The 14024-nt window shown below is 41.9% G+C and carries 12 protein-coding genes; 11 read left to right on the top strand and 1 reads right to left on the bottom strand.

Annotation, left to right across the window (positions count from 1 at the left end; all coding sequences use genetic code 11):
- Window positions 1-22: 22 nt before the first annotated feature.
- The 5 genes from CD00_RS0106475 (at window position 23) to CD00_RS0106450 (ending at window position 8027) form a co-directional block, all read left to right on the top strand.
- Window positions 23-226, top strand: coding sequence for a hypothetical protein (locus tag CD00_RS0106475; protein WP_026655219.1), 204 nt, complete (start codon window positions 23-25; stop codon window positions 224-226).
- 252 nt (window positions 227-478) lie between these two features.
- Window positions 479-3415, top strand: coding sequence for a S8 family serine peptidase (locus tag CD00_RS0106465; protein ID WP_026655218.1), 2937 nt, complete (start codon window positions 479-481; stop codon window positions 3413-3415).
- The gene (locus CD00_RS0106460) at window positions 3369-4274 is read left to right on the top strand and encodes a hypothetical protein (RefSeq protein WP_207640458.1); all 906 of its coding nucleotides are present in this window, start codon (window positions 3369-3371) and stop codon (window positions 4272-4274) included. Before CD00_RS0106465 ends, CD00_RS0106460 begins: the two co-directional genes overlap by 47 nt.
- 71 nt (window positions 4275-4345) lie before the next feature.
- Window positions 4346-5146, top strand: a complete 801-nt coding sequence (locus tag CD00_RS0106455) for a hypothetical protein (protein WP_026655215.1) — start codon at window positions 4346-4348, stop codon at window positions 5144-5146.
- Between the two features lie 241 nt (window positions 5147-5387).
- The gene (locus CD00_RS0106450; protein ID WP_026655214.1) at window positions 5388-8027 is read left to right on the top strand and encodes a hypothetical protein; all 2640 of its coding nucleotides are present in this window, start codon (window positions 5388-5390) and stop codon (window positions 8025-8027) included.
- A gap of 48 nt (window positions 8028-8075) precedes the next feature.
- On the opposite strand, the gene CD00_RS0106445 is transcribed toward CD00_RS0106450, so the two are convergent.
- The gene (locus tag CD00_RS0106445) at window positions 8076-8369 is read right to left on the bottom strand and encodes a hypothetical protein (protein ID WP_026655213.1); all 294 of its coding nucleotides are present in this window, start codon (window positions 8367-8369) and stop codon (window positions 8076-8078) included.
- Between the two features lie 180 nt (window positions 8370-8549).
- Here CD00_RS0106445 and glpK point away from each other — a divergent pair, with 180 nt between their 5' ends.
- From glpK to CD00_RS0106415, 6 genes are all read left to right on the top strand, one after another.
- Window positions 8550-10052 (top strand): glycerol kinase GlpK, encoded by a 1503-nt coding sequence (gene glpK, locus CD00_RS0106440; protein ID WP_026655212.1) that lies wholly within the window; start codon window positions 8550-8552, stop codon window positions 10050-10052.
- A gap of 24 nt (window positions 10053-10076) precedes the next feature.
- Window positions 10077-11513, top strand: coding sequence for an NAD(P)/FAD-dependent oxidoreductase (locus CD00_RS0106435; RefSeq protein WP_026655211.1), 1437 nt, complete (start codon window positions 10077-10079; stop codon window positions 11511-11513).
- 7 nt (window positions 11514-11520) lie between these two features.
- Window positions 11521-12789: an NAD(P)/FAD-dependent oxidoreductase gene (locus tag CD00_RS0106430; RefSeq protein WP_026655210.1), complete on the top strand. Its 1269-nt coding sequence runs from the start codon at window positions 11521-11523 to the stop codon at window positions 12787-12789.
- A 174-nt stretch (window positions 12790-12963) separates the two neighbouring features.
- Window positions 12964-13107 carry a hypothetical protein gene (locus CD00_RS20120; protein WP_155833745.1) on the top strand — a complete coding sequence of 48 codons (144 nt, stop codon included), beginning with the start codon at window positions 12964-12966 and terminating at the stop codon, window positions 13105-13107.
- Window positions 13108-13135: 28 nt separating this feature from the next.
- Window positions 13136-13588: a hypothetical protein gene (locus CD00_RS0106420; protein ID WP_026655209.1), complete on the top strand. Its 453-nt coding sequence runs from the start codon at window positions 13136-13138 to the stop codon at window positions 13586-13588.
- The gene (locus CD00_RS0106415; protein WP_026655207.1) at window positions 13554-14003 is read left to right on the top strand and encodes a CPBP family intramembrane glutamic endopeptidase; all 450 of its coding nucleotides are present in this window, start codon (window positions 13554-13556) and stop codon (window positions 14001-14003) included. The genes CD00_RS0106420 and CD00_RS0106415 overlap by 35 nt, the downstream gene beginning before the upstream one ends.
- The last annotated feature ends 21 nt before the right edge of the window (window positions 14004-14024 follow it).

Below are 14024 nucleotides of genomic sequence, written 5' to 3'. Positions count from 1 at the left end.
AACACACGAGGAGGACACAACTATGTTCAGCGAAAATTTAGAAACAAAAAGCAGTAAGAAGCTCTGGAAAACGATTGGAATCACAATACTTGTTATTGTGGCTCTATATATTGTGCTGATGGTAGTAAGCTTTTTTGCATTTACTACTGTTTGGCATACCACTACGGAGCGCATTGAGAGTATAGAGCTCGATGAGCCCGCAGACGGAGAGGAAGGTATGAATTAAGTCAAATCAGGGGAGGAGGTGCAATTAGATATTGCTATTTACAGGCAGACATTAGCGAAATGTGCAAAGTCTGCTCATCTTTTATTTCTTTTAAAGTCTTTTAAAGTTCTTATTTTCAAAATTATTTTCATCAAAAAAACAAAAGAAAAGGGGTTGTGATTTTCTTATGAAGATCACTTCTGAACAGGTATAACTCAATGAAAAAAATCTTGCGGTACAAACATGTTCTTTCTGTAATTCTTTCTTTAGCTATTGTTTTTTTTTCAGATTATTACAATATCAGCCACACCGGTTGAGATACAAACTGATGGCTCTATTCCGGCTTCTTCGGGCGAAGTTAAGCTTATCGATGAGGATCTAAACGATCTTGGCGTTGAAATCGATAATGAGAGCGAAAAGCTTGAAGAAGAAAAGGATCCTGACGAAGAAGTCAGGGTAATCATTGTAATGGAGGGTGACAGTGTCCTTGATAAAGGATATGACACCGTAGAAATTGCCGACAGTTCGTCTGCGATACGCGAGGTGAACAAAATCGAATCCGAGCAGGAAACGACTGTTGAAAAGATATCAGAGGAAGCTCTTGAAGGAAATGAGCTTAAGGTCAATTATTCTTTTTCCATTATTGCAAATGCCATATCTGCAGATGTTACATTTAAGGATATAGAAGCCATAGAGAAGGTGGACGGAGTTGAGGCTGTTTACACGGCAAGGCGACACGAACCTGTTGAAATGGCCGATCCTGCAACAATATCTTCAGGCGAGATGGTTGGAAGCTATCAGACATGGGCAACGGGATATACGGGTGCGGGACAGCGTATTGCTGTAATTGATACCGGTATAGATGTTGATCATCCTTCTTTTGATGCGGGCGCGTTTATGGCTCATTTAAAGGAGACTGCGGAAGATTCGAGTAAGGAGATTTCAGAATACGGCTTATTGGATGAAGCTGAGATTCAGAACGTCCTTCCGCATCTGAATGCCTTTAAAGATGATGAAAACGTAAGCGCAGATGACCTTTATCAGAGTGAAAAAATCCCATATGCATTTAATTATATAGACAAAGATATGGATATTACGCATGACAATGATGAGGAGGGGGATCACGGAACTCATGTGTCGGGTATAGCAACGGCAAACTATTATGTGCCGGATTCAAATGCGGAGGAAGGCTATGCAACTCAGGCTCAGGGAGTTGTCGGAATAGCGCCGGATGCGCAGCTTCTTACAATGAAAGTATTTGGTAAAAACGGTTCGCCATTTACCGATGATTATATGGCTGCAATAGAAGATGCGATTCTTCTTAAGGTCGATACCATAAATATGAGCCTGGGTTCTCCGGAGGCAGGAAATACATATGATTCCGAAGAGTATGTAAATGAGATTTTTGACAAGCTTCAGGGAACAAGTACAGTTGTATCTGTGGCTGCCGGCAATTCAGGTCGCTGGAGTGAAAACAGCCTGATTGGCGCAAATTTAAGCGGAAATGTAAATATGGATACGATAGGGACTCCGGGCTCTTATGAAAAAGCATTTACGGTAGCAAGCGTTGTAAACAGCGGCATTGTCTCATGTTTTTTCACATTTGACAACGATAAAAAGGTGTTCTATACGGATCCAACAGGAACAGAGGCACCGAAGTTTGAAACGTTTGATAAAACAAACGGGGGCGACGGAACAGAATATGACTATGTATTTCTGGATTCGCTCGGTGCAGCCGGGGATTATGAGAATATTGATGTTAATGGCAAGGTCGTATTCGTATCAAGAGGAGTGTTGTCTTTTTCTGAGAAACAGTTAAATGCACAGGAAGCAGGGGCAATAGCGATTGTAGTCTACAATAACACATTGGGAACAATCATCATGTCAATGGGCGGAAATGACGCCAAGATTCCGGCATGTGCGATAACGTTGGCAGAAGCAGAGGCAATCAAGGAAAAGAGCACTCAAAGAAGCGATGGGTTATATGAGGGAAAGATAACTGTGCATTCAATTCCCGAAGTGCATAAAAATACTGATGATGGATACACAATAAGCAGCTTCTCTTCATTCGGAGTTCCGGACAGCCTTGACTTAAAACCTGAGATCACATCGCCCGGAAGTAATGTATATTCGACGCTTAATGACGGTAAATACGGACTTTCAAGCGGAACATCAATGGCGGCACCGTCAATTGCCGGTCAGAGTGCACTTGTTCAGCAGTATATAAAAGAGAATAATCTTGCGGACAAAAATGACATTTCGGTAAGGACGCTTTCTCAGTCACTTATGATGAGTACAGCTATGCCGCTTAAGGGAAACAACAATCCGGAAAATTCGGAGTATACTCCTCGTGTTCAGGGAGCAGGACTTTCCAATGTTCAAAATGCAATATCGTCGCCTGCATACATTCTTTTGGGCAATAAAGAAAATAACGACGGTATGGTCAAAGTTGTTCTCGGAGACGATCCCGAAAAGTCAGGCTGCTATGAATTTTCGTTTGATATATATAACATGGATGTGGATCCTCAGTATTATGTGCTTGATTCATCAGTCCTTACGGAAGAACTGATGAGTGCGGGCGGGCTTAAGTATTTTATGGGTAAATCATACAGGCTCAGTCCTTCGGTAGAGTTTACGGCAGATGATACCAAACTTGTTTATGACCTTAATGATGACGGAAAAGTAAACGGTAAGGACAGAAAAATATTATTGCAGTATGTGAACGGCTCAAGGTCTGTTCCTTTGATTGAAAGAAATTATGAATATTATGACTTTAATAAAGACGGAGTAATAAGTACAAAAGATGTGTATCTTCTTTCAAGACAACTAAAAGGCAAAGCGGAAGTTGCAGATCTTGCGCTGAGCGTGGTTGAAGTAAAAGACAGCACGAAGGTAAATGTAAAGATCACTCTTTCAGACAGCGACAGGAAATATCTTGAGGGCTACGAGAACGGAATGTATGTCGATGGATATATCTACGTAAACGGACCTGTACCAATGTCGGTTCCATTCCTTGCTTTCTACGGAAACTGGATGGATTCTCCGATGTTTGAAGATTATGACTATATGAAAGCTGTATATGACAGTGACTATGCAGATAATGTAATTACATACTCAGGTGTTGAAAAGACCAACTGGCTGTCTACAAGTCTTTTTGGAACCAATGAGGAAAAAAATGTATGTTCCGAACAAATATGTAAAAGAGGATGAGTACATTGCGGACAGAAATGCACTTAGTTCTGAAAACGGGACATTTATTGCAAAACAGTATTACAGCCTTATAAGAAACGCCGGAAGGCTGATCCTAACCATAAGAGATGCTGATACCGGCGAGAAATATTTTGAAAAAATTGATAAGGATGCCTTGGCGGAATATTACCATGTTAAAGTCGGCGAATGGATGAATACAAAAGGAGAAATTGAGCTTAACTGGGCAGGAACCGATGCAGACGGCAATCCTTTGCCTACCGGAACCAAAGTGGAAGTCGTTCTTCAGGCTATTCCGAGCTACTACAACAATGTTGAAGATGTGTCTGAGCTTAATGCTGACGGAATGTTTATAAGAACACCTTTTGTGATCGATAATGAAAAGCCTTCTATCATAAGCAGTGAGACGAAAGACAATAAATTAAAGATCAAGATGCATGACAACAGATATACGGCAGCAGTGATTCTTTTAAACGAAGATGCTGATGTTGTAGGTTTATATGCGGTAAATCAGACCAAGGCCGGAGAAGACGTCGAAATGGAAGTGGACCTTGATAAAGAATTCTCTTATGTTGCGCTTGTGGATTATGCAGACAACAACAGAGTCTATGAATATGACAGAACGGCCAAGTCTATAGGTGAAGAGAGCGCGGCAGATATGTCGAGTGATGCGGCTTCTGTAGCTTCTTCAGATGTGTCTGACAGTGCTTCTACAGAAGTATCGGACGATGCTACGGCTGATAAGTCGGATGATGCGGCATCGGATTCTTCAAGTGATGAATCATCTGAGGATGATTCAGGTGATCTGGAAGTGGCAAAGACATCAGATACCAAAAAAAACATCATATTCATCGAGCGATGAAGCAACGTCGGGCATAGCGGATGATGTGGCATCAAAAGAAACTTCCAAAGAAGTTGAGGCAGGAGGAAAGTATGACGATTAAAATTTCAAGGCACTTTTTTATAATAAGCATAATGACGGTTCTTGCGTTTATATTCGCTCCGGCAATTAGCGTTAAAGCAGCTGATGCGGCACCTGTTCATACAAACATTGATACTTCAAAAAAGGGCGGAAACCAGTATATAACCTATAAGCTTACTTTTGATAAGATTGAAGTAACGGATGGACGAGTGGTTATAGGATATAACGGAGATATCCTGGAGCTTGAGAATGATTCACAGGGAATAGGCTTTAGCGAGGAAGATATAAATACGAAAAAAGAAAACGGAAAAGAGCTGTTCTCATATGCTTTTGTCAATGATGAAAAGAAGTCTGCGGGCGGCACGCTTATTACACTTAAATTCAAGGTTAAGGATGAAGTGTTTAGGCAAGATACAGCTATTGATACGCAGATTATAAGCATCAACAATGAAGATGAGGAAGTTCTTGGAAATACTTCACTGTCAGATACTTTTTCTGCAGGAAAATCAAAGCTAAAAAAGCCTGAGATCTCAGATATTACGCAGTCTATACTTGGCGTTTATGTATCATGGAAAAAAGACGGTGATGCTGACGGATATTATCTGTACCGCAGTACGTCAGAGAAGGGAAATTACGTACAGGTTGCGAAACTAAGCCTTCTTACAACATATCTGGATCTTTCGGTTGAGAACAGACAGACCTACTACTATAAGCTGGTTGCATACAGAGGAAGCGGCGATAAACAAGACCTTTCCGATGAGTCAGCGCCTAAGTCTGTGACTGTCAAAAAGTTCTGGGGCTTGTTTGACTGATAGATGGGGAGCAAACCTCGTCCCCACGGGGAATAGACTGATGGACAAGCCACAAACCCCGTCCCCATGGACCATATATTGAATAGACAACGTAAACACCTTAAAACATGCGGGTTTTAAGGTGTTTATTCTTTTTTAATTTTTTTTCGTTTAAGAAAAAAATATTAGCTCCGATAAAAATAGTGTACGAGAGAAAATGAGTTGAAAAAATAAACGCCGAATATGACTTTGGAGGTAAAGAATGAAGAAGAATACAGTTTTAAAAGTAATCAGAATTGCACTTGCAACAATGATCACAGCAACAACAGTAACTGTAAATGTAAGAGCCATGGACGGCGAAGTATTTGAGAATACAGAGAACAATCAGGAAGATACAAACGAAGAAGTTACAAATGAAGAAGTTACAAATGAAGAAGTTACAAATGAAGAAGTTACAAATGAAGAAGTATACAACGAAGCAGTAAGCGAGGCAGTTGAAGCAGAGACAGCAGCTGAGGAATCAGTTGAAGAGGCAGTAGAGAGCTCTGCTGAGACAATCGAGGCAATTGCAGAAGGAAACGAGGAAGCAGGAATTGAGGCAGCTGATGTTACAGACGGCGGAGCAGTTGCACAGGAGAGCGTTGAGGCATTTGTTGAAGCAGTAGAGAGCCTTCCGGTAGAAGAAAACCTCAATGAGGCAGTAGCTGAGCTCAACGAAGTAACAGAAGAGCTCGTAAAGGTTGACGAAGCAGACCGCATTGCAGATGAGAGCGCAAAAGAGACGGTTGAAACTGCAACAGCAGCTCAGGAAATCGCTAACAGCGTAGTTAATACAGTTGAAGAGACAAAAGAGCAGGCAAACAGCCTTATCGATATAATCTCAAGTGAAGATGCAGATGCTGAGCAGGTAAGCGAGGCTATGGACAAGCTTGATCAGATCACAGAAGATGCAAAAGGAAATGTTGAGGCAAAGAAAGCTACTTTCGAAGCACTTAGCGAAAAGTTCGAGATGGCAAAGAGACAGCTTGAGGGTGCACAGAAGGTATATGATGAGACAGTTAAGCACCTTAAGAGTGATGACAGCAATGTAAACAAGGCAGCAGCGAAGCTTGAAGAGGCTAAGAAGAATGTAGAAGTTCTTTCAGAGGCTTGCGATAATGCAAAAGAGGATCTTGAGAAAGAGCAGGCAGCAGTTGAAGATATTCTTGCTAAGAAAGAAATTTCAGACAAGAACAAAGACTGGAAGACTCAGGATAAGCTCATGGAGAGCATTATAAGCGGATATATCATTCCTAACTTTATCGACAAGGATGCAACAAATATCAAGTACACAGAGATGCTCAGAGGATTTGACCGTCAGAACAGTTCATATACTGTTGTTACATATTTAGATAAGAACAACAACACAGTAAAGCGTTATTTCAACATCGACAGAACAGACAGACAGTTCAAGGAAAACGATCAGTGGTACAGACTTGGAAGTTCAAGAGAAATCGTAGTGTACGAGAAGCCTGAAGAGGATATCACATCTTCAGTATATCAGAAGAATCACTTCGGAAATTTTAGTGTTACAAACCAGTTCAAGGCAGATGTAAATTCAGGAAAATATGATGTATATTCATTTGATTATGCTGACGGAACAAACGAGTACAAGTGCATCGACGAGCTTAAGGCCGGAGTAGAGAACGGAGAGATTGAGTTAGTAGACGGTGTTTACTACATGAACGGTGTAGCAGCTCGCAAGATCGTTCAGACAACAAGCGGAAATGCAAAGGGTATCAGAATTTCAACAAAGGATGATGCAGGTCTTAAGTCATTCATCGAAAATGCTTCAAAGCTTGTTGAGAAGTATGAGAAGTACGGAGAGATCATAGCTGATACACAGGATAAGGTTGAGGAAGCAGCAGATAAGGTTGAGGTTTTAAAGGAAACTATCGATGAGATCGAAGATAACAGAGTAAGAATTTCAGCAGATATCGTTGCAGAGCTTAGAAATTATGTAAGCGAAGAGGAAATTGAGAGAGTTCTTAATGCAGGATCAACAAAGAAGGCTGTAGAAGTTCTTGAAGGAATCCTTGCAAATGCAAAAGAGGATCTTGATAATGCGGCAGCAGAGCTTGATGAGCTCATCGAGAAGCGCGAAGAAATCAGAGAGAGCTTAAGTGTTCAGGAAGAGGAGGTTCTTGCAGAGAACACAGCAGATCAGGAAGAGGTAATTGCAGAAATCGCAGAAGAAGCAGTTGCAATCGAGGAAATCGCAGAAGTAGCTGAGGTTGCAGAAGTTACAGAAGCAGTTGAGACAGCAGAAATCGAAGAAGTAGCAGAAGTTCCTGCAGTTGCATCAATCCCTGTAGCAGTTAACAACACAGTAGGGCAGAACATCGAAGGAAATAGATATGACACAGAGACAGTTGCAAAAGAGACAATCGCAGAGAATGCAGTTGACACAGTAGTTGCAACACTTGCAGAGATTTTTGAGAACACAGTTGCACCTGTAGAAACAGCTATCGCAGCTGAGAGAAATACAGTAAGCGAGAATGCAGCACAGAATGTTGTAACAGAAAGATCAAACGGAGCAGTATCAGTAATTGAGCAGATTGCAGAGCAGGCACATGCTGTTTCAGAGGATATGATCGGACAGATTCTCGGAGCAAAGAGATACAACAAGTACAACAAGGCATTTGAGGAGTTTACAAGTGGAATTGTTGGAATGGAGAACAATCAGGCAGCTTTTGCAGGAATCGGATCAACAAATAATTTGAAAGCTCTTGCTGAGATGGATACAGAGAGCGGAATAAAGATCAACTGGTTATGGCTCCTTATTATCGCAATTCTTCTTATAACAGAGAAGAAGGTTCGCGATGAGCACCAGAAGAAGGTTCAGGAGTTGAGAGCAGCATAAAACAAATTCAAATATGAAATATAAAAAAGCGGGTCCTTAGGGATCCGCTTATTCTGTCATATCTGTCGGAGCAACTATCATGTTTATTGCTTCTTTTGCGACTTCATAGATTGAAGCCATCTGTTTTACATTCTCGTCGTCAATTTCGGCAAGGCGTCTGTATTGTGAATTGAAGTAAGCGCTTGCCTGTTCAATGGTGGTACGGGAAATAATGTGGCCGTTACAGTACATTGTTCCGGTTTCTGCATTATATTTGCCGGATGTACCACGTGCTTTTTGTGCATCGCCAACGCCCATGGATTTTGCAAGTGAATGAATGAGATCTTCTCTTTCGTTTGCCATAATACTCGCCCTCCCCATATTCGTTTGTTCCTTTCTAAATTATATCTTATTTAACAGTATTTACACAATACCGCAGCTTTTTAAGTATAATTGAATTAATAGATTTTTACAATGATATAGTTATCAAAAAAACAGGAATATATGTTGATAATTGAGATTGCACATAAGGAGGATTGACGCGTGGCTAAATATATTATGGCGCTGGATGCGGGAACTACCAGTAACAGATGCATACTTTTTAATGAAGAAGGGGAGATGTGCAGTGTTTCTCAAAAGGAATTTACTCAGCTTTTTCCAAAGCCCGGCTGGGTGGAACATGATGCCAACGAAATATGGCAGACACAGCTATCCGTGGCGCGAACGGCAATGCAAAATGTCGGAGCAACTTTTGAAGATATAGCAGCGATAGGCATAACCAATCAGCGTGAGACGGTTGTTGTATGGGATAAAAAAACGGGACAGCCCATAAATCATGCGATTGTCTGGCAGTGCAGACGTACTGCGGACTATGCGGCACAAAAAATGAAGGAAGATCCGCAGATTGTAAAGAAATTTCAGGAAAAAACGGGACTAAAGTTCGATCCGTATTTTTCCGGAACCAAGATAAGATGGATACTTGAAAATGTTGTCGGAGCAAGAAGACGGGCCGAGAACGGCGAACTGTGTTTTGGAACGGTTGATTCATGGCTTATCTATAAACTCACAAAGGGAAGAGTCCACGTCACTGACTATTCAAACGCATCAAGAACGCTTTTTTTTAATATAAATACCCTTAAGTGGGATGAAGAACTGTGCGATATCCTTGAAGTTCCTATGTCTATGCTTCCCGAAGTCAAGCCGTCAAGCTGCATATACGCAGAGACGGATCCCGAGTTCTTCGGAGGTCCGATAAAGATTGCGGGAGCTGCCGGAGATCAGCAGGCGGCACTGTTTGGACAGACTTGTTTTAAGGAAGGCGATGCTAAGAATACCTACGGAACAGGTTGCTTTATGCTGATGAATACGGGAGATAAGCCCATTTTTTCTCAAAACGATCTGCTGACAACTATAGCATGGGGAATAGACGGCAAAGTCGAATATGCGCTCGAAGGCTCGGTATTTGTGGCAGGTGCCGCGATTCAGTGGCTTAGGGATGAACTTAAGATCATAGATTCATCGCCGGATTCGGAGTATCTTGCAACGAGAGTTGACGATACGAACGGCTGCTATGTCGTTCCTGCATTTACGGGGCTTGGTGCTCCGTATTGGGATCCGTATGCAAGGGGCGCCATCATGGGGCTTACACGAGGCGTTAATAAATATCACATTGTCAGGGCAACGCTTGAGTCGCTGGCATTTCAGACTTACGACGTTTTGCATGCAATGGAGCTTGATACGGGTAAAAAGATAACGTCGCTTAATGTTGACGGAGGTGCATCGAATAACAATTTCCTGATGCAGTTTCAGGCTGATATTCTTGATGCAAATGTACTCAGGCCATCCTGCGTAGAGACGACGGCAATGGGCGCAGCATATCTTGCGGGACTTGCAGTTGGATATTGGAAGAGTAAAGATGACGTCATTAAGAACAGATCTATAGATAAAGCATTTACTTCAAAGATTTCATCGGAAAAAAGAGAAAAAGAGCTTAAAGGCTGGCATAAAGCGGTTAAAGCAACTCTTTTGTGGGATAAGGAAGAATGATTCTTTACAAAAAGGAGAATGGCTATGTACGATGTGGTGATAATAGGCGCAGGCGTGACCGGAGCTGCTGTTGCATGGAAACTTGCAGAATACGATATTAAAACTTGCGTTTTAGAAAAATGTAGTGACGTGTGCGAAGGTACATCTAAAGCCAATTCGGCTATCATACACGCCGGATATGATGCTGAACCCGGCTCTTTAAAGGCAAAGCTCAATGTAAGGGGAAACGAGATGATGGATGAGCTTTGCGAGAATCTGGATATTCCTTTTAAACGCATAGGTTCTCTGGTTGTCTGCATTTACAAGGATGCACTGCCGGGGCTTAAAGAGCTCTGTGAGAGAGGTGAAAAAAATGGAGTAAAAGGCCTAAAGCTACTATCTAGAGAAGAAGCTCTTTTGGCGGAACCAAATCTCTCAGATGAGACGCAGGGAGCACTCTTTGCGCCGAGTGCGGGGATAATCTGTCCTTTTGAGCTCAATATAGCAATGGCGGAGATTGCTTCGATGAACGGCGCAGAGTTTAAGCTGAATACGGAAGTTCAGGATATCAAAAAAGACAATGACGGCCTTTTTCGGATCTTTACAAATAACGGAGAGTACAAGGCAAGATATGTGGTAAACGCAGCCGGAGTATACGCCGATGTCATTCACAACATGGTAAGTTCCGGGAAAATGCATATAACACAGAGGCGTGGGGACTATTGTCTTCTTGATAAGCAGGCTGGAGCATATGTAAATCATGTTATTTTCCCCCAGCCCACAGAACTTGGAAAAGGCGTACTTGTTGCGCCTACGGTTCATGGCAATCTGATCGTCGGACCGACGGCAATTGAGACGGAAGATAAAGAAGGAACTGCGACGACAGCGCAGGGAATAAGCGAACTTACGCAAAAAGCAGGAAATCATGTAAAAAATATTCCTATGAATAAGGTCATAACGTCTTTTGCAGGCCTTCGTGCGCATGAAGACAACAATGATTTTATTATTGAAGAGGTAAGAGATGTTCCGGGATTTATAGACTGCGCAGGCATAGAGTCTCCCGGACTTACAAGCTGTCCCGCAATAGGCGAAGCAGTCTGCGATATCTTAAAGAGTCGTATGAATTTTAAGAAAAAAGAAAATATTATCACGAAGCGCAAGGGCGTAAGAAGAACGGAAGGTCTTTCCACAGAAGAGATGAATGCTCTTATAAAGGAAAATCCCGCTTACGGCAATGTGATATGCAGATGCGAATCCATAACGGAGGGAGAGATACTTGATGCCATACACAGGCCGCTTGGTGCACGGACTCTCGATGGAATAAAGAGAAGGACGAGAGCCGGAATGGGAAGATGTCAGGCCGGATTTTGTATGCCGAGGACCATGGAGATACTCGCAAGAGAACTTGGACTTTTGTATGAAGACATCACAAAGTCCGGAGGTGATTCGAACATTGTGGCTACGAGAACCAAGGGGAGGTGAAAAGACCATGAAGTCATACGATATAGTTATCGCCGGAGGCGGCCCTGCAGGTCTTGCCGCAGCTGTAGCCGCCAAAGAAGCGGGAAATGACAGCATTCTGATCCTAGAAAGAGATAAAGAACTTGGGGGCATTTTAAATCAGTGCATTCACAACGGATTTGGTCTGCACACCTTCAGGGAGGAACTTACAGGCCCTGAGTATGCCGACAGGTTCAAGAAGAAAGTATCAGACCTTGGTATAGACTATAAACTTGGAACTATGGTCATGAATATAGCACATGACAAAACCGTGACCGCCATGAACAGAGAAGACGGTATGTTTACGATATCTGCAAAGGCGGTTATCCTGGCTATGGGATGCAGGGAGAGAGCAAGAGGAGCGCTTAATATACCCGGATTCCGTCCTGCGGGGATTTTTTCGGCAGGATGCGCGCAGCGTCTTGTAAATATTGAAGGATACATGCCGGGAAAAGAAGTTGTCATCCTCGGATCGGGTGACATCGGACTTATCATGGCCAGAAGAATGACGCTTGAAGGAGCGAAGGTCAAGGTTGTTGCAGAACTCATGCCATATTCGGGAGGTCTTAAGAGGAATATCGTGCAGTGTCTTGATGACTATGGAATCCCGCTTAAGCTCTCGCACACGGTCGTTGATATTGAGGGAAAAGAGCATATTAAGGCGGTCACTATAGCAGAGGCGGGACCTGACAGAAAACCGATTCCCGGAACGGAAGAGAGATATACATGCGATACACTTCTTTTATCATGCGGGCTTATACCCGAAAATGAGCTGTCTGTTTCTGCGGGAATAGAGATGAGTTCCGTGACCGGAGGGCCTATAGTTAATGAATCACTTGAGACAAATATTTCCGGAATATTTGCGTGTGGCAATGTACTCCACGTACATGATCTTGTAGACTATGTTTCGGAAGAAGCGATGAGAGCGGGGCAGAATGCGGTGAAATTCATAAAAAACGGCTGCAGGGAAGGAAGTACAGCGGGAGCGGTTGAAATTGTCGCAGAAAGCGGAGCGAGATATACCGTGCCGAAGACAATAGATCCGGGCAGAATGGAAGATCTTTTGACCGTAAGATTCAGAGTGGGAGATGTATACAAAGATTCTTATGTGTCGGTATATTTTGACGGTGAAAGAGTTGTTCACACCAAGAAGCGTATAATGTCTCCGGGTGAGATGGAGCAGATTGTTCTAAAAAAGGATGAGCTGATTAAAAGAAGTAATCTTAAGATAATAACGGTAAAGATTGAACATGAATAAGAGTATTGGCTAAAAAGAAACAAGCGGATTATTGTACTGCTTGTTTCTTTTTTTAAGGATTTTTTAAAAAATGCACAGCTATAATCTTAGCAACATTTATTTGACATGTGGTTATGTTGGTGGTATGGTTAGTTGCATGAGTGATTAACCATATAAGTGATAAGAGGGTTAGTTATGAAGAAGATAGTTAGAAATATGGTAATTACTTTATTGATCTTACATGCAATTATAGTGCAGTCTGTTATCAGTATGTGTGTTTCGCGTTATGTAACGGATAGGCATGAGATTGATTATGTAATAATATGTATCAAAAAATAAAGAAATGTTGGGTGAAAGGGGATATAAAATGACAAACAAAACCGTTAACAAGAAAGATGCGCTTAAGTTGATGGGGGTATTGATCGTTATGATGATCGTAGGATACGGCCTGGATATAGGTGTTGGGGTAGTTACGGCAATTGCAGGTATATCTGCTCCGTTTATAGTTTATTCGTTGGCACTTTACATTCCGATGATCGCGATCGCATTCTTATATTTGCGCGAGAAGGGCGATAATTTATGGAAGGAATGCGGATTTAATAAGATTAAGGCAAGTACTTTTTTTCTTACAATTCTTCTTACAGTAGTTACTTATCCTATGGTTATGTTTACCAATGTTCTTTCCCAGCTTTTTGTTAAGAATACGATGGCGCAGGCTACTGATGCTATGATTGGTGATACACCGGTGCTTTACATGATCGCGTTGGCAATACTGGCTCCTGTCTGTGAAGAAATTTTGCTTAGAGGTTTTTTTCCATAACAGATTAAAGAAGTTTATTCCTTTTACAGCTGCGGCAATTTTGTCAGGTTTTTGGTTTGGAGTGTTTCATCTTAATATCAACCAGTTCTGCTATGCGTGGGTATTGGGAATAATTTTTGCTTATGTTAACAGGGCAAGCGGAAGTATCCTGACATCAATGATCATGCATGTTGTTGTTAATTCTTTTGGAGGCGTTATGCTGTATATTACAAACGCTTTTTACAAGAGTCAGGGAAAAGAATTTGCAGAGGTTGCTGAGAGTTCGAGGTCTGACATTAAGCAGATGATCACGCTCATTGTTGTGACAGGTATTTTGTCTGTCGGATCTTTTTTCCTTACAAGAATTATTATCAAAGCAATTGCAAAGCGTGAAGGTAATAATGTTGAAGCGGTTAAAGACAATGCTGTTGCTTAAGAATACTTTACTTAAAAGAAG

This window comes from Butyrivibrio sp. AE3003, assembly GCF_000686065.1.
In the GTDB taxonomy this organism is placed as follows: Bacteria; Bacillota; Clostridia; order Lachnospirales; family Lachnospiraceae; genus Butyrivibrio; species Butyrivibrio hungatei_A.
The sequence above is the reverse complement of the archived record's forward strand: the minus strand, read 5'-3'. Positions and strand labels throughout refer to the sequence as shown.

Bases quoted from the DNA above. Each gene is read 5' to 3' on its own strand.
- CD00_RS0106475 (WP_026655219.1), top strand. From the start codon at position 23: ATGTTCAGCGAAAATTTAGAAACAAAAAGCAGTAAGAAGCTCTGGAAA.
- CD00_RS0106460 (WP_207640458.1), top strand. From the start codon at position 3,369: ATGAGGAAAAAAATGTATGTTCCGAACAAATATGTAAAAGAGGATGAG.
- CD00_RS0106455 (WP_026655215.1), top strand. From the start codon at position 4,346: ATGACGATTAAAATTTCAAGGCACTTTTTTATAATAAGCATAATGACG.
- CD00_RS0106450 (WP_026655214.1), top strand. From the start codon at position 5,388: ATGAAGAAGAATACAGTTTTAAAAGTAATCAGAATTGCACTTGCAACA.
- CD00_RS0106445 (WP_026655213.1), bottom strand. From the start codon at position 8,369: ATGGCAAACGAAAGAGAAGATCTCATTCATTCACTTGCAAAATCCATG.
- CD00_RS0106435 (WP_026655211.1), top strand. From the start codon at position 10,077: ATGTACGATGTGGTGATAATAGGCGCAGGCGTGACCGGAGCTGCTGTT.
- CD00_RS0106430 (WP_026655210.1), top strand. From the start codon at position 11,521: ATGAAGTCATACGATATAGTTATCGCCGGAGGCGGCCCTGCAGGTCTT.
- CD00_RS20120 (WP_155833745.1), top strand. From the start codon at position 12,964: ATGAAGAAGATAGTTAGAAATATGGTAATTACTTTATTGATCTTACAT.
- CD00_RS0106420 (WP_026655209.1), top strand. From the start codon at position 13,136: ATGACAAACAAAACCGTTAACAAGAAAGATGCGCTTAAGTTGATGGGG.